The 18,166-nt window shown below is 38.1% G+C and carries 20 protein-coding genes; 9 read left to right on the forward strand and 11 right to left on the reverse strand.

Going from position 1 to position 18,166, the window contains the following annotated elements; genetic code table 11:
* Window positions 1-14: 14 nt before the first annotated feature.
* A complete protein-coding gene (gene gpmA, locus ACFX4W_RS03505) occupies window positions 15-740 on the reverse strand; it encodes a 2,3-diphosphoglycerate-dependent phosphoglycerate mutase (protein ID WP_013081653.1) in 726 nt (241 codons plus the stop codon).
* A 180-nt stretch (window positions 741-920) separates the two neighbouring features.
* Here gpmA and ACFX4W_RS03510 point away from each other — a divergent pair, with 180 nt between their 5' ends.
* Window positions 921-1,118 carry a hypothetical protein gene (locus ACFX4W_RS03510; RefSeq protein WP_016762958.1) on the forward strand — a complete coding sequence of 66 codons (198 nt, stop codon included), beginning with the start codon at window positions 921-923 and terminating at the stop codon, window positions 1,116-1,118.
* Between the two features lie 38 nt (window positions 1,119-1,156).
* On the opposite strand, the gene ACFX4W_RS03515 is transcribed toward ACFX4W_RS03510, so the two are convergent.
* Window positions 1,157-1,777 (reverse strand): NAD(P)-dependent oxidoreductase, encoded by a 621-nt coding sequence (locus ACFX4W_RS03515; protein WP_013081655.1) that lies wholly within the window; start codon window positions 1,775-1,777, stop codon window positions 1,157-1,159.
* 185 nt (window positions 1,778-1,962) lie between these two features.
* Here ACFX4W_RS03515 and ACFX4W_RS03520 point away from each other — a divergent pair, with 185 nt between their 5' ends.
* Window positions 1,963-3,228: a hemolysin family protein gene (locus ACFX4W_RS03520; protein ID WP_043981703.1), complete on the forward strand. Its 1,266-nt coding sequence runs from the start codon at window positions 1,963-1,965 to the stop codon at window positions 3,226-3,228.
* Between the two features lie 65 nt (window positions 3,229-3,293).
* Here ACFX4W_RS03520 and ACFX4W_RS03525 read toward each other — a convergent pair whose 3' ends face one another.
* A complete protein-coding gene (locus tag ACFX4W_RS03525; RefSeq protein WP_013055290.1) occupies window positions 3,294-3,512 on the reverse strand; it encodes an alpha/beta-type small acid-soluble spore protein in 219 nt (72 codons plus the stop codon).
* A 371-nt stretch (window positions 3,513-3,883) separates the two neighbouring features.
* Here ACFX4W_RS03525 and ACFX4W_RS03530 point away from each other — a divergent pair, with 371 nt between their 5' ends.
* Window positions 3,884-4,048: a hypothetical protein gene (locus tag ACFX4W_RS03530; RefSeq protein ID WP_013055291.1), complete on the forward strand. Its 165-nt coding sequence runs from the start codon at window positions 3,884-3,886 to the stop codon at window positions 4,046-4,048.
* Between the two features lie 23 nt (window positions 4,049-4,071).
* On the opposite strand, the gene ACFX4W_RS03535 is transcribed toward ACFX4W_RS03530, so the two are convergent.
* From ACFX4W_RS03535 to ACFX4W_RS03565, 7 genes are all read right to left on the reverse strand, one after another.
* Complete coding sequence (locus tag ACFX4W_RS03535) at window positions 4,072-5,181, reverse strand: ABC transporter ATP-binding protein (RefSeq protein WP_025752961.1); 1,110 nt, start codon at window positions 5,179-5,181, stop codon at window positions 4,072-4,074.
* 139 nt (window positions 5,182-5,320) lie between these two features.
* Window positions 5,321-6,223: a PucR family transcriptional regulator gene (locus ACFX4W_RS03540; protein WP_043981704.1), complete on the reverse strand. Its 903-nt coding sequence runs from the start codon at window positions 6,221-6,223 to the stop codon at window positions 5,321-5,323.
* Between the two features lie 29 nt (window positions 6,224-6,252).
* The gene (locus ACFX4W_RS03545) at window positions 6,253-6,462 is read right to left on the reverse strand and encodes a YheE family protein (RefSeq protein WP_043981705.1); all 210 of its coding nucleotides are present in this window, start codon (window positions 6,460-6,462) and stop codon (window positions 6,253-6,255) included.
* Window positions 6,463-6,528: 66 nt separating this feature from the next.
* Window positions 6,529-7,689, reverse strand: coding sequence for a YheC/YheD family endospore coat-associated protein (locus tag ACFX4W_RS03550; RefSeq protein ID WP_043981706.1), 1,161 nt, complete (start codon window positions 7,687-7,689; stop codon window positions 6,529-6,531).
* Window positions 7,686-9,035, reverse strand: a complete 1,350-nt coding sequence (locus tag ACFX4W_RS03555; RefSeq protein ID WP_013081661.1) for a YheC/YheD family endospore coat-associated protein — start codon at window positions 9,033-9,035, stop codon at window positions 7,686-7,688. Before ACFX4W_RS03555 ends, ACFX4W_RS03550 begins: the two co-directional genes overlap by 4 nt.
* A 4-nt stretch (window positions 9,036-9,039) precedes the next feature.
* Window positions 9,040-10,122: a YheC/YheD family endospore coat-associated protein gene (locus tag ACFX4W_RS03560; protein WP_241771385.1), complete on the reverse strand. Its 1,083-nt coding sequence runs from the start codon at window positions 10,120-10,122 to the stop codon at window positions 9,040-9,042.
* Entirely contained in the window at window positions 10,119-11,462 is a 1,344-nt protein-coding gene (locus tag ACFX4W_RS03565; RefSeq protein ID WP_043981708.1) for a YheC/YheD family endospore coat-associated protein, read from the reverse strand. Before ACFX4W_RS03565 ends, ACFX4W_RS03560 begins: the two co-directional genes overlap by 4 nt.
* A gap of 187 nt (window positions 11,463-11,649) precedes the next feature.
* Between ACFX4W_RS03565 and ACFX4W_RS03570 the strand changes: the two genes are divergently transcribed.
* The 6 genes from ACFX4W_RS03570 to ACFX4W_RS03595 all read left to right on the forward strand — a co-directional run bounded on the left by ACFX4W_RS03570 (window position 11,650) and on the right by ACFX4W_RS03595 (window position 17,924).
* Window positions 11,650-12,000: a YlbF/YmcA family competence regulator gene (locus tag ACFX4W_RS03570; protein ID WP_013055299.1), complete on the forward strand. Its 351-nt coding sequence runs from the start codon at window positions 11,650-11,652 to the stop codon at window positions 11,998-12,000.
* A gap of 180 nt (window positions 12,001-12,180) precedes the next feature.
* The gene (locus ACFX4W_RS03575; protein ID WP_013055300.1) at window positions 12,181-13,059 is read left to right on the forward strand and encodes a Cof-type HAD-IIB family hydrolase; all 879 of its coding nucleotides are present in this window, start codon (window positions 12,181-12,183) and stop codon (window positions 13,057-13,059) included.
* A 439-nt stretch (window positions 13,060-13,498) separates the two neighbouring features.
* Window positions 13,499-15,001: a coproporphyrinogen III oxidase gene (locus tag ACFX4W_RS03580; protein WP_170943847.1), complete on the forward strand. Its 1,503-nt coding sequence runs from the start codon at window positions 13,499-13,501 to the stop codon at window positions 14,999-15,001.
* 115 nt (window positions 15,002-15,116) lie between these two features.
* On the forward strand, window positions 15,117-16,730 hold the full coding sequence (locus tag ACFX4W_RS03585) for a long-chain fatty acid--CoA ligase (protein ID WP_043981709.1): 1,614 nt from the start codon (window positions 15,117-15,119) through the stop codon (window positions 16,728-16,730).
* 5 nt (window positions 16,731-16,735) lie between these two features.
* A complete protein-coding gene (locus tag ACFX4W_RS03590; RefSeq protein ID WP_043981710.1) occupies window positions 16,736-17,539 on the forward strand; it encodes an enoyl-CoA hydratase in 804 nt (267 codons plus the stop codon).
* A 112-nt stretch (window positions 17,540-17,651) separates the two neighbouring features.
* Window positions 17,652-17,924 (forward strand): HU family DNA-binding protein, encoded by a 273-nt coding sequence (locus tag ACFX4W_RS03595; protein ID WP_013055305.1) that lies wholly within the window; start codon window positions 17,652-17,654, stop codon window positions 17,922-17,924.
* A gap of 40 nt (window positions 17,925-17,964) precedes the next feature.
* Here the strand turns inward: ACFX4W_RS03595 and ACFX4W_RS03600 are convergent, their stop codons facing one another.
* On the reverse strand, window positions 17,965-18,150 hold the full coding sequence (locus tag ACFX4W_RS03600) for a YhzD family protein (RefSeq protein WP_013055306.1): 186 nt from the start codon (window positions 18,148-18,150) through the stop codon (window positions 17,965-17,967).
* Between the last annotated feature and the right edge of the window lie 16 nt (window positions 18,151-18,166).

The raw sequence follows: 18,166 nt of genomic DNA on the forward strand, positions 1-18,166 counted from the left end.
TCTAGGCACGTTTTTTATGAAGAAGGAATATGGGTAGGAATCTCTCCATCGATGCCTAAATAATAATGTCTAAGGGGCTTTAAATTATCATCAAGCTCATAAACAAGCGGCACGCTTGTAGGAATATTCAAGTTCGCAATGCCATCAGGCGAAATGTTATCCAAGTACTGCATTAGAGCCCTAATCGTATTACCGTGAGCGGAAATAATAACCTTTTTTCCAGCTTTAATAGAAGGAGCAATAGTTTCGTCCCAGTATTCTAGAACCCGCTTTTCTGTATCGGCTAAGTTTTCCGTTACAGGAAATTGTCCCTTAGCTAATTCCTTATACTTAGGGTTAGAAGCTTCATAACGAATATCTGTTGTCTCTAAAGCAGGAGGGCGTTCGTTCATCGACCTTCTCCACAAATGCACTTGCTCTTCTCCAAATTTTTTTGCGGTTTCTTCTTTGTTCAAACCTTGAAGAGCCCCGTAGTGCCGTTCATTCAGCCTCCAAGATTTATATACGGGAATCCACATGAAGTCCATTTGATGTAAGACAATCCATAGAGTGCGAATGGATCGTTTTAAAACAGAAGTATAGGCAATATCAAAAGTATATTCGTTTTTCTTTAGTACTTTTCCAGCTTCTCGCGCTTCTTGCAATCCATTTTTAGAAAGATCTACATCCGTCCAGCCTGTAAATTTATTTTCAAGATTCCACACGCTTTGTCCGTGCCGAATCAACACAAGTTTTATCATCGTGTTCTCCTTTCAACAGTGACTAAGGACTCTATTCTTTTTATTATGAGAAGGAAAGAGTTTTTTATCCTAAAGCCGGGGAAAGGAGTTTTTATCATTTAGAAAAAGTGATGCCGAAAAGTAAAGCTTTAACTTTTTTACGCATATGATAAAAATAAAAAAGGGAAGGGAAGATAGTGGATGAGTGACCAAGAACGTCAGATTCAAGCGCTGCACGGCCAGATTGAAGATTTAAAAGAAGAAATGTATCAGATGAAGCTTGATATTAGCACATTAGAGAAAGAAAAAGGAAAGCCTGTTTTGACACCGGCTCTCGTTGGTCAAATAGGAGGTTTTGTTCTAGGTGGATTAGCTATAATCGGTATTTTCTGGATGTAGAACTTCTCGTTTTGAAAACGAAAAGTTCTCCTGATTTTTCAATAAGCAATCCCAACGCGGCATTTGGAAAATTTTTGAGCCCATATCTCATGGTAGGTAAAGTGAGCGGTATCTCCCGTTGAGATTTTAACGGCATCAGCTGGTAAAATATCTTTTTCCACTCGATACGTGCCTGTTATTTCACCCTCAGGCAAGTATGTTGGGCATATAACCGTCCAGTTTAGATCACTTTCCTTCAAGTGTAAGTATCCTTTTAAATGATCTTCTGCTGCTCTGGTCGTTTTACGCTTTGATTCATTTGATTGAAAACGATACTTTTCTGGTTCTGTTCGTGATTGTAAGATGCCTGCAGTTCCAATGGTAAGAATACGATGAACGCCGTAATACTTCATGCTGTTTATAATAAGCGGCATACTTTTTGAAATTGTCTCTGCACCATCTGTATTTAACGCGCTGACTACGATATCTTGGTGCTTGAGGGCAAAGTTGATATTTTCTTGATGAAGTACATCGCCTTGTAAGATATGTAGGTTTGGATGGCTAACCTGTAGCTTATTGCGGTCTCTAACAAGTACAGTAACGTCGTTTTCATCTTTTAGCATCATTTTTAATAAAGACTGTCCAACTCGCCCTGTAGAGCCTAATAGTAAAATTTTCATTGGCTACACCCCTCTATAAAAGATAGCATCTATTCTTTAGGATATACAATCTGTATACTTATTCATAATAAAAAGCATGCGTAGCATAAAGTAATACAAAGTTGATGAATGAAATATTCAACAACAAAAAAATTTGATATGATAAAAAGACAGAAAAATCAAAAAAATAGGAGAGTGAATGTCTTTTGGGAGACTTGCCTCTGAATCAAATGATGATACTAGTCGTTTTGCTTATGTTATCAGCTTTCTTTTCATCTGCTGAGACAGCCTTTTCAAGCGTAAATAAAATTCGTTTAAAACATTACGCTGAGAAAAAATATCGGGGAAGTAAAAAAGCGCTGCATATTGCTGAACACTTTGAGCAGACGCTATCGACAATTTTAGTAGGAAATGTTGTCGTAAACATTGCTGCGTCCTCTTTGGCAGCTAAAATTGCCCTCGATATGTTTAAAGGAAACCTAGCACTTGTGATTAGTATCATCGTTATGACCATCATCATTTTGATTTTTGGTGAAGTCTTGCCAAAATCGTTAGCTAAAGAGCATGCCGAATCTTTTGCGCTGATGATTTCTTCCTTGTTATTTATTATTATTAAATTGTTAACCCCGATTTCCTTCTTATTTTTACAGGTAAAAAAAGGAACTTCTCACTTGTTAACGTCTGCTCCTACACCAACGATTACAGAAGATGAAATTAAAGTGATGGTAGATTTAAGCGAAGAAGAAGGAACGATTAATAATATTGAAAAAGAGCTAGTTCATCGTTCACTCAATTTTAATGACATTGTGGTGGGGCAAATTTTAAAACCTAGAATAGATGTCACAGCAGTTGACGTAAATGCCGATATTGATTCGGTTTGTCAAATGTTTCTTGAAGAGAGATATTCGAGAGTGCCTGTATATGAAGATCATATTGATAATATTATTGGCATTTTATCAGAAAGAGAATTTTTAACCTGTTTAATCCAAAGAAAAAAAATTTCTATTCGTGATTTGTTGAGACAACCTATTTTTGTAGTAGAATCCATGAAAATATCTATTCTATTGCCAGAGCTCCAAAAAAGTAAGGTGCACATGGCAATTGTAGTTGATGAGTTTGGTGGAACGGCCGGACTTGTGACCTTAGAGGATATATTAGAAGAAATTGTAGGAGAGATTTGGGATGAACATGATGAAGCTGTTAAGTATGTACACCAGATAGGGGAAAAGGAGTACGAATTTAACGCCGACATCCCTATTGATGAATTTTTAACCTATATAGCGGTTAGTTCTCCTGACAGTACGTGCCATACCTTAGGGGGATGGATATATGAGCAGTTTGATCATATCCCTGCTAAAGGAGACTTTTTCTCATATGAAGAGATATTGTTTACCATTAAGGAAGTAGAAAATCGACGTATTCGCAAAGTTTCCGTAAAATCATTTGGGAATAAGAATGAGGAAGCTGATTAAAAGAAACTAGAAAGCGCTCCAAGAAATCTTGGAGCGCTAAAGCCATAATATGAAATTAGTTAATATTAGTACTTTCCGCCTAGGTTTTGCTCAGCTAATTGTACTAAACGTTTTGTGATTTCGCCACCAACAGATCCGTTCGCACGAGCTGTTGCATCTGGTCCTAAGTTTACACCAAACTCACTAGCGATTTCGAACTTCATTTGATCGATAGCAGCTTGAGCACCAGGCGCTACTAACTTGTTTGATGAATTTCTGTTTGATGCGTTTTGATAATTTGCCATGTGTATTCATCTCCTCGTTAGATAAAATAGATTGTAATGGTTGAGTTAGCTGGAGTTGAACCAGCCGAGCAGATGCATCGATTAGATCTGCTTGCCTACCGCGGCGTAACTCAATGCTTGCGAGCTGTTGTGCTCGGTTGTTACTAGTATTATGGCGAAAGGGAAAAAAACATATACATAGAAAATTATTGGTAATTTATAGAATTTTTTGTGTAGAGTTTGATAAAGAGTAAGAGAGTTTTATTCCGTGCATATTATAGGTACATATTGATCAGGTAAAGCGAGGTGTGCGGATGTCGATTTGTTCCTTATGTAATGGGTTTAGTGATGTACAAATGACGTGCAAAACATGTGGAGGAGTGCTGGGGGATATGGGAAAAGTCAGCGATTATTTTGATGATTACAGTGCTTACATGGAAATCGATCAGTTAAAAGTAGAAAATGGGTATCCTAGTGATTTAGCAAATCACCAATGTATTCATCTCTTTTACTGTTCTACTTGTCACAGTGAAGAATTGAAGCAAATACAGGAATAAAAAAAGACCCCTGGGGGTCTTTTTTATTCGTGTTCAGCACGGATGCGCTGTTCAGATTCTGCATCAAAGAAATGCGCTTTGTTCATATCTAATGCTAAGTCTAGAGACTGAAGCGGTTTAATATCTGTTCTTGAATCTACGCGTGCTACAAAATCTTGTCCGCCAAGTTTAGAATAAAGCATGGTTTCAGCTCCCATTAACTCGGATACATCGACTTTGATTGTAACTTTTGTGCCAGGTGAAGATTCAATAAATACAGGCTCATCATGGAAATCTTCAGGACGGATGCCTAAAATAATTTGTTTGTTTAAATATCCTTGCTCGCGAAGTATTTTCATTTTACCTTCCGGAACTGCAAGAAGAGAATCGCCTACTTGAACCTTTCCGTCTTTTAACGTTCCGGTTAAGAAGTTCATAGCAGGAGAACCAATAAACCCGCCTACAAATACATTTTCAGGTTTTTCATATACTTCTTTTGGTGTACCAACCTGCTGGATAATCCCATCTTTCATAACAACCAGACGAGAAGCCATTGTCATTGCTTCGGTTTGGTCATGTGTTACGTAAATTGTCGTTGTACCCAAACGCTGGTGAAGCTTCGCAATTTCAGAACGCATTTGCACACGTAATTTCGCGTCTAAGTTTGATAAAGGTTCGTCCATTAAGAAGACCTTAGCATCACGAACGATTGCACGACCTAGGGCTACACGCTGACGCTGTCCGCCGGATAATGCTTTTGGCTTGCGCTCTAAGTATTGCTCAAGTCCTAAAATACGAGCGGCATCTTTTACGCGGCGTTCGATTTCATCTTTTGGTAATTTACGAAGTTTTAAGCCGAAAGCCATGTTGTCATATACGCTCATATGCGGATACAATGCGTAGTTTTGGAATACCATTGCAATATCGCGATCTTTTGGAGCAACATCATTTACACGCTTGCTGTCAATATAAAAATCACCTTTGGAAATTTCCTCTAGCCCTGCAACCATACGAAGCGTTGTCGATTTTCCGCAGCCTGAAGGCCCAACAAATACAATAAATTCTTTATCTTGAATGTGAAGGTTAAAATCTTTTACCGCCGTCACATCTTTATCATACATTTTATAAATATGTTCTAAACGTAATTCAGCCATTTCCATTTCCCCCTTGTATGTACTCTGTGAAACCGTTTTCTTAACTCTAGTGTAATTTTTTTAAATGAAACGGTAAATGGCAAACATGCACAAAAAAAAGAAAGAGTTTTCGTGCACTATTTACGAAAACCCTTTCATTTCATTCTCCATCTTGCGAATTTTTTAAAGCAAGAATGGCTAAGTAAGCAGACACAGCTCCTGTGAAGTGTTTGATATCAAGGTGTGTGCGATCAATAAATTTCTCAATTCTATACTGCAAGCTGTTGCGATGCATGTACAATTTCTTAGCAGCAAGAGATACGTTTAAATTACATTCTAAATAAACTTTAATCGTTTCTAAAAGATCTCCATCATCTTTTACTAAGTCAAGTAAATGTATCATATGATTTTGGATTGCCTCTGAAGACTCTTGCAGAACCAAATGGGGTAAAACGTCGGCAAAATGAATAACATGGTTTTGTTCGACTGTATGCTTAATTTGATAAAACCATTTCTTTTCACGCTCAAAAATTAATTGCGGTGAAGACGGAAAAAAGTGAATTTTTCCTTCAAAGAACTGAATCGAAGTTTCAAAATCATGACATAGCACCTCGATAGAATCTGATAAATTTTCAGTTAAGTCATTAGGATCATTAAAGGTTTCGATAACGATACCTGATTGTTTATCAATCCACAACACAGTAATGGAGGTAGAATACAAGGCGTGAAGCGCATTTTCAAACTCTATTTTTTGTTCAAACAAACGTTTAATTAAAAACTGGGTGAAGCGAAAAGAATGGTGCGTATGATGAGAGTGAATGACTTTTTCAGGTGCTTCAAATAACAGGTTTGACCAATACAATTGCTCTGGCGTTAGTAAAGAAACTTTCTCATCATAAGGGGTTAAAAAAGCAGAAAGTAACGCCTGCTCTTTTTGAGATAAAGCCGTGTGTTCAATTCCAATGAAGCCTTCATCACATGAAAACCATTTGTAACGTTCAAATTGAGAAGGGATTTTAGCCTTAATCATTTTATCCCCAAATAGTGTGTGCAGCTGTTTCATCTGTGCTCGTTCCCTTCGGTGAAAGCTTACTATTCATAAACGTGAAAAAGCATAAGCTCATGAATATAATCAATTAATTGTGTTTCATCTATTTGATTAGAAAGCGCAGTTTTCCATACAATTTGTCCATCTTTTAAATAATCAGCCTCATAATAAACCTGATTCATATAAAACGAGATGTGCCAGCCCGGCATTCGATTATTTTGATACAGCGGTTTAATCTGAAAATGTGCAACCATAAAGAAAATCTCCTTTCTCAATTAGTTATTATAAGCTTACCATGAGAAAAGGAGATGAAAAATCATTTAATCTAAAAATTTTGTTAATTTGTAAAATATGTTGCATATGTGTTTAGCACCTTGCGTTTGAATATCTGTTTCATCAAAAATCATTGGTTTTGCATTCACTTCAAACAGATAATACTGCCCTTGGGCTGACTTTGCCATATCAAGAGAAAATTCTTCAACTAGAGGGAAGGACTTTTGAAGGACTTGCCCGCACGTATTTACAAAGGACGAAAGAAAGGAAGTATCTACTTCATCTTCAAAATCTTGAAAAGGTGAAATGCTGCCGCCGTTTAACGTGTGTGTTGTAATGGATTGATAGGGACTATGTCGAATACCGACGCCGCTAATAACATATCCGCTATCTTTGTGATGCGCTAAAATACGTAAGTCATAGCGCCTGTCTTTGAATGGTTGCGTCTCAATCGCTTCTTGAATGAGATAAGCAGACCTGGGAAGGTCAATTGCTTGTAAAGAAGAAAATTCTTCTTTGCGTTTATGATCTTGGTAAATAATCGTATGCTTATGGGAAGATAATCGAAAAATTCCAGCACCTTTACTGCTGTTAATAGGCTTAAAGTAAAGGGAAGAGTGCTTTTGCAGGAGCTTAGCAATATCAATTTCTGGTGTTAAACGATAGGTTTTAGGAAGGTGAGAAGATAGTAGTTGATCCTTTGAAAATAATTGATATACTTTCCATTTTGAAAAAAAAGCGGAGTTAAAAAGTGGAATGTGCTTGCCTTTAATTTTTTGATGTAAAGATGTCAGCTTCTTAGTTTCTGATTTTCTTCCTGGATAACGATTATATATAACGTTTGGCAGCGGCAAAGTTGTTTTGATCCACTGCTTTTTTGCACTGTCAAAGCAATACCCTTCAAAGAAGTGATGAGACATTGTTTCTTCAGCGAATAAAGCAAGAAGGCCGCCTTTTTCTTGCAGGGTATGATGTAAGAGTTCCAATAAAGGGCGCTGTTTTACATTCAGTTTTTCCAAAACCGCTTTGTTCGTTAAAACTCCCACAATAGGACCGACTTTTTCTCCTTTTAAACGAAGAAAAGCTTGAGTAGAAGAAATGTTTTGAGTAAAGGGAAGTTCAATTTCTTGAACTCCCCATGTGTAAGACGCTGAAGGGTTATGATGAAACCACTGCTGCTTTTCTTTGTGATAGTAAATTGTAATCATATGCTGATGCCTTCAGGTGTATTTAGATAGTATCCAGATAAGTAAATCGCATATTCTAGAGAAAGTTTTCTAGTTTGTTGATCCGCTTTTCGTAAGGCAGGGTGTGAAAAAATAGAGCGACCGGGCTTGGAGTTAGCTTCAAACAGCCATACGTTGCCTTGATAATCCACTCCAAAATCGAATCCAAGCTCTCCAATTAATCCGTTCAACTCCTGTTCAAGCACATGACTAATTGAGATAGCGGCATCTTTTAGCTTATTTTCAATTTCTTTTTTGTAAGAAGGGTTGGTGAATATTTTAGCTGTAGCTTCAATTTCTCCGCCGTAATCAAGATGCGTAGTGATGCTGTTGGGACCCGCTACTTTAGCAGCCAGAGCAGTAAGCACCCATTGGTTATTCCCGTCTTTATTTGTATGCACGCGAAAGTCTACACAGCGCTTTTCTTTTTTGATTAATGAAATACCCTGCTGAGCAATGTAGGAAGGATTAGTAAGTAAATATTCAAATTCTGATAATAGATCCTCTAAGGTTTCTTTTTCTTGAACATGAAGACCTTTTTCTCCTTTGTAAGTCAGCGTGTACATGGAATCCTTAAAAGATAGGGTATAAATGCCCCGGCCTAAGCTTCCGTTTTTCGGTTTTAAATAAACGGTTTGATGAAGAAGCAGAAGTTTTTTTATTTGCTCACACGAAGGACTTTCAACCGTGTAAGGTAACAAATAGGCTGTCTGCTCGTTCAGTTTTAAAAGCTCATGAATTTCCCACTTGTTGAAAAAATCAGGATTAAAAAATGGAATGCCATAATCAGTCATCATCTTTTCTTTAATGAACTTAAAAGGAGCTAACCCTTCTGTTTTTCGATTTGGCAAACGATTATATACAACGTTAGGAAGCGGGATTTCATGCTGTGTCCAGCCGCTTTCTTCATAAAAATAGCCGTTTATGGTCCCGGTTTCCCAGTTGATATGATGAGTTCCAAAAATAAAAGGCAGGCCCCCTGTTATACTTGCAGTAGAAAGAAGTTTAGCTAAGTGAAGGGAACGCTTTCCAATTGGCCGCAGCAGAGAACCAGTAAAACCAGCGGATAACACACCGATTAAAGGTCCTAAGTGAATGGTCTCATTCACAATAATAGGATGCATCATATGGGCGAAAGGAATTTGAAGTTTTGTCATTAGCTCAGCTGAAATCTGAATTTCTTCACGTTCTGAAGATTGTATAAGGCATGGAGCTGTCATTGTTCCAAAAGCTGCTTGTTTCAAGGAGTCTTTGTAAAGAGATGCAGGAACAGAAAGATCACAGCCTAGCTGCTCTACTACAACAAGGCGAGTAAGAGTTTTTTTCATAGCATTACTCCTTACGATACGATAGTGTGTTAGCTAAATAGACGCAGTAAGACAGGACATTTTTATACATGACTTCTTTTTGTTCAGGTGCTGTTTCCATTACTACTTTTCTTCCCGGTTTCGAATTTAAATCTAGAATCCAGATGCTGAAGTCTCTCGAGATACATAAATCAATACCTAATTCAAAAAGAGAAGGAAAGTGATTTTCCAGCACGGACGGAATCGTTTTACAAATGGTGTTGATTTCATCCATTACATATTGACGATGAACGCGAGGGATGCGAGGCAGCAAGTTCTCAAAAGGTACAATAGATGCTCCTGAACTTACATTTGTTACGATAGAGTCCCGTTCACCTTGTCTAATGCCTCTTCCAATTTCTTTCCAAGCGCCATCGTTTCCTTTTTGTAATAGCAGTCTTATATCAAAAGGAGTGCGTTCATAAGGGAAAAATGAAATATGGGGCTGAGCAATATACAGTACATCACGGGTGGTTTTCGTAAACCAGTTCTTAAACTCTTGAAAAGAGGAAAATAGAATGGTGTTTACAATGTCATTTTGTTGATATGCAGCTTCAATTTCACGTCCGCGCTGTCTTAATTTCACAATCCCTTTACCTTGTGAGCCGTTGGCAGGTTTAATCATTAGGCTATCGTTTGTTCGAAGCAGCTGAACAAGTTGCTCTACACTTTCGATTGGAGTGGTAGGAGGAATATATGAAGATAAATAGCTATCTTTTTTAATTATTTCATAGACATCTAGCTTATTGGGTAATCCATGGCCTAAAAATGTAACATCTTCCCGCTGTTTAAGCCAGTTTACAATAGGGCGAGCCTTTTTAGACAGAGAGTCTTTTCGATAAAAGCAGCGATCGTAAATAAACGAAGGAAGTAAGAAGGAATCTTCTATCCATTTCTTTTGTTGTAAATCGTAGCGGAAGCCTTCAATATTTTCGGTGTTAGGATGAATGTTAAAAGGAGTAAAACGGTATATTTCAATCGAAAACTCAGAAGCATGTTTAGCAATTTCGGTCACGTACTCCACTTCTTGCTGTGGGTGAATCGTTAAAAAGCCTAATGAAATCATCATAAATCCTCCTTGGGAAATTGAAAATTCGTTGCATGCAGACAATAATCAAGCAGTGCTTTTGTTGATGGACGGACAGAGAAAGCGCTTGAATCAGATTGTTTGGAAGGTTTGACATTTACTTCAATAATCCAAGGCTTTCCTTCTTGATCAATCGCTAAATCAATACCGAATTCGGCATAAAGTTCAGACGGATGAGAAAGCTGCGTGCAAATTTCAATCGCAATCTCTTTTAAAAGTGAAAGGATATGGCGCGTAGTTTTTGAATCATAGAGCTGAGTTAACACTTGCTGAGGAGGATGAATATCTCCTCCACGGGCAAGATTTGAGACGAAATTGCCGGGTTTTGATACACGTGTGACAATGGACGTGATTTTCCACGTCAAGTCGTCTTTTTTATGACAGAGAATGCGGAAATCAAAAGGGCACTGTTTGTATGTCTGCAGTGAAATTCCTTCTTGGATGAGAAATCCTTGCCTTTTTAATTGACTATAAAGCGTTTCAAATAAGTCATAAAGAGATTCATATTCTTTTTCATATGTCTGCGTAAACGTTGTATAGTCTAAAATATACTTCTCTTTTTTTGAAATTTTAAAAATATTTTTTCCTTGGCTACCATGAACAGGCTTCAAAAAAACATCGTCATGAAGTTCCAAAGCGTCAAGAAGATCTTGACGTGAACGAAGCTGATACGTTTTTGGCAAATATGGAAGCAAGTGTACGACATCTTTAAGCTGTTGAAAAACCGTCCATTTATTTAAGTAGCGTGCGTTAAAGAAAGGAACGTCATGTTCTTTTAAAAATGTTTTAAAGGTTTGAAAATCAGCGGTTTGCTCCGTTTTCCTGGCATGAATCCGATTGTGTACGATTCCAGGAAAGGGAACGTCTGAATAAACCCATCGATCAGCGCGATAAACATATCCTTTAGGGGATAATGACTTCACGTCGCTTAATTTGCTCACATAGCAAAAACACCCTAACTCCTTGCAAGCTTGAACAAATTCCTTACAAAATACAGAAATGGAGCCAAAGAGTTCTTCATCTTCTCGAACTTCTGTTACGATGCTAATTACGGGTCCCAACCTAAACGTGTTCTCTTCATAAATGCCTCTCAGCTGATGTGTTTCATACGGAAAGCGAAAGTCTGTAAATAGAGCTTCTGACATCATGAAACAGCATTCTCGATGCTGAAACACGGTGGCTTCGACTTCTTTCGTGATGGAACCTACTGTTAACGTAAACTCGTGCTTGCACTTCACACGTGAGAACAGAGCAGAACTAATGTAAATGTCGCTGCTCATATGGTTCTCTAGTGGTTTTAGAGAAATGGTAAAAGTATTCATAAACGAATCCTCTTTTTCTTTCCTTTAGTAGGCGAATGCTGATATATACTATGAGGAATTAGCCCAATCTGTGAAGAGAATTTATCGTTTTCTAAGAAAATAAAGGTCTTAAGCTGAATTTTATATAATAATTTGTTATAGTTAGGGAAGTCAAGAAATTATAGAACTTAATTAGGAGGAACTTAACGTGTCTGTAAACTTACATGATGTAGCAAATGATTTAGAAAAAGCAATTCGTCAAAGCGACGATTACACAAACTTAAAAAACTTATATGCAGCAGTAAACGCTGATCAAGGTTCAAAACAATTATTTGAGCGTTTCCGTACAATGCAAATGGAGCTGCAACAAAAGCAAATGATGGGCCAAGAAATCACTGAAGAAGAAGTTCAGCAAGCTCAACAAACAGTTGCAATCGTTCAGCAAGATCAAAATATCGCGAAGCTAATGGAAGCTGAGCAACGTATGAGCATGGTAATTGGTGAATTAAACAAAATTATCATGAAGCCACTTGAAGAACTTTACGGTGCGGCTGAATAAGAGATAGAGGAAAGAGGAAAAGAGAAATCTTTTCCTCTTTTTTTTATGCGGAAATTCCTTCTAATTGTGCAGTTCTGCTCATAAGCTTAGTAACAAGGCTACACATGCCGACTATCATGAAAAGGTCATTTATAACCGTATCCTAACGGATTAGACATCTATGAAAGAAGGGGTTCTCATATGGCTTATCGATTGCTAGCGTTGAATATTGATGGAACCATTTTAAATAGCCAAGGGCGCGTTACAAAAGAAACGAAAGACGCAATTCAATTCGTTAAAAATAAAGGGGTTTACGTTACGTTAGTAACAAACAGGCATTTTCCGTCTGCTAAAAAAATTGCTCGGTCACTTAAAGTTCATCCAGCAATGCTCATTACTCATAGCGGTGCCTTTATCGGAACATCGATAGACAAACCGATACTAGATAAGAGAATTAGCGAGGAAAAAACATTTAATCTCATTCAGCTTTTTGAAAATTTTAATTGTCATGTCCGCATTTTACATGAAAGGTTTTCAATTGGAAATCGTGTAAAGCTTCCTAATAATATCGTAGCTAAAAGCGTGTTGAAAACGGGAGAACCGCTCTTTTATCCCGTGCAGTTCGTAGATTCATTAGGAGATACACTTCGTGATGAACCTGTTTCTACGCCAAAAATAGAAGTGTATTTTGCAGATCGTAGAGAAAAAGAATATGCCGAGCAAACAATCGCTAGTGCAGTTCCAGATATTGAATGGTTTTCGTATCCAAATGAAAATAGATGTTATATTACGCCAAAAGGAGCCACAAAAGCTGCCGGCGTTCGTTATGTAGCAAATCGTCTAGGGATACCAATGGAAGACGTAGTAGCAATTGGAAATTGTTATGATGATTTAGAAACGATTGAACATGCGGGAATGGGTGTGGCCATGGGCAATTCACCAACAGAATTAAAAATGCTTGCGGATTGGGTTACTCGTTCTAATAATGAAAATGGTGTAGCCTATATGGTAAAAGAACTATTTAGAAAGCAGCAGCGCCTTGGTTATCTTCATCAAATTGACAGCTTTCGTTTAAAATAAATAAAGGAAAAAAGAGGCTAGTACAAAAGCAGTTTAGCCGAAGGAAGATCCGAACGATGAATCGAGATTCTTGATAGAGAATCCAATTCGTTCGGATTTTTTTATTGGAAGAGTGAACGTAGGTTTCATATATGTACGTGCTTCTAGCTTTTGATTGGAGGGCAAGGCGAAGGTTTCTGAGCGAAAAGCGCAAGCGACGAGAAGGCTCATCGCCCGCCCGCGGAAAGCAAAGCCTTGCACCGAAATCAACAAAGTGTAACAAGCGGTTCAGCTCATGTATCTCATTTGTTCGTCTTTAGATTGAATTAATGTAGCTATGGCTCAATCTTTTTTTCCGTTTGTTTCCTGTCCGCGCATTCCCTTGAGCTGAGCACCTTGACCGGACATACGTAGGTTTTGTAAACTGATTACTTAGATAGAATTGATTTGAAAGGTGATTATATTGAACATTTATATAAAAGGTATAGAAGATGAGCGTTTTTTACGTCCGCTTCACCGAATTTCAGATTTGTTTTTTGAAGAAAGCAATGTCTCCTTTGAGGATGATAACGAAGCTCAGCTGAAAGTCGAAGTAGAGCTAAAAGTTCATGAAGAAATTTATGCGAAAGCAGTGCTGCATGATGCTGAAACGGACAAGGTGTTTACCGAAGAGCTTGCTAAATCGTTTACGCCGTATGAAACAGAAAAAGAAAAATTTAAGCAAATAAAAAATGTGGTGCTTCGCGTCTACTTATCTGTGCTACAGGAGTATACAAGCATTGTTCAAAAATGGGGTATTTTGACCGGTATTCGTCCGACGAAACTGCTTCATATGAAACTGCAGTCAGGCAAAAGTAAAGAACAAGCCCATCGTGAGCTAAAGGAAGAATATTTAATTACCGATGACAAAATTAATTTAATGCAGCATATTGTGGATCGTCAACTAGCAGCTATTCCAGATTTACATGAGTTAAAGAACGAGGTAAGCATTTATATAGGCATTCCGTTTTGTCCGACAAAGTGTGCATACTGTACATTCCCAGCCTATGCAATTAACGGACGTCAAGGATCCGTTACGTCATTTTTAGGCGGCTTGCATTATGAGATGCGTGAAGTAGGAAAATGGCTAAAAGACAATAACGTCAAGATTACAACCGTCTATTATGGTGGAGGCACACCAACGAGCATTACCGCTGAAGAAATGGACATGCTGTATGAAGAAATGTATGAATCGTTCCCGGATGTACAAAATATCCGTGAAATTACGGTAGAAGCAGGAAGACCCGATACGATTACGGAAGAAAAGCTAGCTGTTTTGAACAAATGGAATATTGACCGGATTAGTGTAAATCCGCAGTCTTATATTCAAGAAACCTTAAAAGCTATTGGACGTCATCATACAGTTGAAGAAACTATTGATAAATTTCATCTTTCTCGAAAAATGGGGATGAATAACATTAACATGGACTTAATTATTGGGCTTCCAAATGAAGGTGTAGAAGAATTTCAGCATACGCTAGACGAATCTAAAAAATTGCTTCCTGAATCTTTAACGGTTCATACGCTATCATTTAAACGCGCGTCTGAAATGACTCAAAATAAACGGAAATACAAAGTGGCAGATCGCTATGAAATTGGTAAAATGATGGATTTAGCGACTGAGTGGACTCAAGAACAAGGGTATGAACCTTATTATTTATATCGCCAAAAAAATATTTTAGGTAATTTAGAGAACGTTGGATATTCATTCCCCGGTCAAGAGAGCCTGTACAATATTATGATCATGGAAGAAAAGCAGACGATTATTGGTCTTGGATGCGGGGCATCTAGTAAGTTCGTGCATCCAGAAACAGGCATTATCACAAGGTTTGCGAATCCAAAAGACCCAAAATCGTACAACGATGGATTCGAGCACTACACACAAGAGAAACTCAAGATTTTAGATGAATTGTTTAGGAAATAAAAAGATCACTTTTTAGTGATCTTTTTTTATTTTCGGCAGGGAAATGTCGGAATCTGTTGAATATATAAAAAAGTTGTAAGCGTTTTCTTATTATGGCGATGCGAGGTGCCGCTTAATGATGAATGTACAGTTAACCGTACCATCTATGATGGAAAGAGCTGAAAAGCTGTTTAGTAAAAAAGAAGTGATTTCTAAATCTTCAAAAGGAATTCAGCGTTTAACTTATAATCAGTTAATAAAACGGACTCGGCAGCTCTCTAGTATGCTAGAACGAATTGGAGTGAAGCGAGGAGAAAGAGTCGGGACGTTTGCATGGAATCATCATAGACATCTAGAAGCTTATTTTGCCGTGCCCGGAATAGGCGCTGTTCTTCACACCATCAATATCCGGTTAGATCCTGAGCAAATTGTATACATCATTAACCATGCACGCGATAAAGTCATTTTATTTGATGAATGTTTTTTACCTTTATTTGAAAGCATTCATCAAAAGCTTCCACATGTTGAAGCCTATATCATTATGTCAGATGAAAATAAGCTGCCAGAAACAGACTTGCCAGTTTATCATTACGAAAATTGGATTAAGCAAGGGGATGCATCGCATTCTTTTGTTCAAGATTTAAACGAAGAAGAACCAGCAGGTCTTTGTTATACCTCTGCTACTACAGGAGAGCCAAAGGGCGTTGTATATTCTCATCGCGCTATTTATCTGCACTGTATGGCGCTAGGGCTTGCTGATAGTGCTGGATTATCAGAAGCTGATACCGCTATGCCTATTGTTCCAATGTTTCACGTGAACGCATGGGGAATTCCTTTTGCTGCCGTTTGGTTTGGAACAAAGCTTGTGCTGCCGGGTGCTTTTTGTACTTCAGAGACGATTGCTTTTTTGATTGAAGAAGAGAAAGTAACTCTGGCTGCAGCAGTACCTACCGTTTGGTTAAACTTTTTACAAGAGATAGAAAACAGGCCTTACGCAGTCGATAGTTTGCGAGCTATTTTATGCGGCGGATCAGCGGCCCCAAAAAGCGTTATTCGAGAATTTCAAGAAAAATATCAAATTGAATTTATGCATGCATACGGAATGACAGAAACAAGCCCTGTGGTGACCGTCTCCCGCTTAAAAAGCTATCAGTACAGCGAAGACTTTGAGTATCAGCTCAACGTAAAAGCTAAGCAAGGTTTCTTAGTTCCTGGCGTTGAAATGAAAGTAATAGGTCAAAATGGAGAAATTGCTTGGGATGGAGTGGAAATGGGTGAGCTATTACTAAAGGGCCCATGGGTAGCTTCTGAATATTACAAGGATAAAAGAACAGAAGATACGTTTAAAGACGGCTGGCTGTACACCGGAGATATTGTGACGGTTGACGAAGAGGGAACGATCAAAATCGTAGACCGAACAAAAGATTTAATTAAAAGCGGAGGAGAATGGATTTCATCGGTTGATCTAGAAAACGCGCTTATTGCCCATGAAGCTGTTTTCGAAGCCTGTGTAATAGCAGTCCCTCATAAGGTGTGGCAAGAGCGTCCAGTGGCTTGTGTCGTGTTAAAAGATGCATACAAAGGCATCGTTTCGTCAGAAGAGCTGCTCGAATTTTTAACGCCGCAGTTCGCAAAATGGTGGCTTCCAGATGACATTTTATTTATGGATGAGATCCCGAAGACAACGGTAGGAAAGTTCTTAAAACGTAGGCTTCGTGAACAAGTCCTCAATCATTATCAGAAAGGGTGAGTAAGATGACCGTCGAATTAAAAGTAGTAGAACTAGTTTTGCAAGAGCGTATCGCCACAATTTCGTTTAACAGGCCGGATGCGTTAAATGCATTAAACGAAGAAGTGCTAGAGCAGTTTATTCAATGTTTAAAAGTTGTCGAAGAAAGTGAAGCGGACTTTTTAATAGTAAAAGGAAACGGAAAAGTATTTTCAGCAGGCGGAGATATTAATATGATGATGTCACCTTCACAATCAGAACGTTTTGAGCAGGTAATGGATTTGATTAATGAAGCCGTGCTGACTTTATACAGCCTCCCTCAAATGACGATAAGTGTACTGCACGGTGCGGCAGCAGGGCTAGGGCTGAGCATCGCGCTTGCCTCTGATTATATTATTGCAGAAAGACACACAAAAATTGCGATGAACTTTATCGGTATTGCTCTAATTCCAGACGGAGGCGGTCACTTTTTACTAGAAAAGCGCATCGGTGCTCATCGTGCAAAACAGCTAATTTGGGAAGGAAAGACGTTAAAAGCAGAGGAAGCTCATCAATTTGGCATAATTGATGAAATAAAAGAAGGAGATTTGGCGAAGCATGTAGAAGATTATCTCTCATATTGGCTAAAAAAACCTTCATGTGCTTTGAAGGAAACAAAGCGAATTTATGTGGAGACATCTGTTTCACAATTAAAGCAAGTGCTTGCGCTTGAGAAAAGAAGTCAGTTTGCTATGAGCCGAAGTTCGGATCATAAGGAAGGTGTACGTGCGTTTCTGGAAAAGCGAGCGCCTGTTTTTAATCAAAGTGAAAAAGATATTTCCGAAAATTAAGTGAACTAGTTTAAAAGCCAATATTTTTGTCTATCATATTGATAGAGCATGTTTAAAAGTTGCAAAACAGTGGTAACACAAGATAATGTAGAAACTAATGAGGTGATTGGAAATGAACAAAACAGATTTAGTAAACGCAGTGGCAACAAAATCAGAGTTAACAAAAGCAGATGCATCTAAAGCAGTTGATGCATTACTAGAAACAATTTCATCAACGCTAGGTGAAGGTGAAAAAATTCAGTTAATCGGCTTCGGTACATTTGAAGTACGCGAGCGTGCTGCTCGTACAGGCCGTAACCCTCAAACGGGTGAAGAAATGCAAATTCCAGCATCAAAAGTACCGGCATTTAAAGCTGGTAAAGAACTAAAAGAAGCTGTAAAGTAATATAAAACGCCGGAAAGCTAAAACTTTCCGGCGTTTTGTATTAACGATGAAACAATACAAGTTTTCCGCTAGAGCTAACGCATCGATGCGTTTTTTCTAAATAGGAAAGCTCTTCTAACTTCTTGGTGCCGATAGTCTTTGCTTCTGTCTCAGAAGCTGCTTCAAAACTTTCATCTATTAATTTTTCCCCAGTCTTTTCAAAAGCGGTTAATGTGTAAGTACTCATAAAATCTACTCTCCTC

Source organism: Priestia sp. YIM B13489 (assembly GCF_042787645.1).
Lineage (GTDB): Bacteria > Bacillota > Bacilli > Bacillales > Bacillaceae_H > Priestia > Priestia megaterium.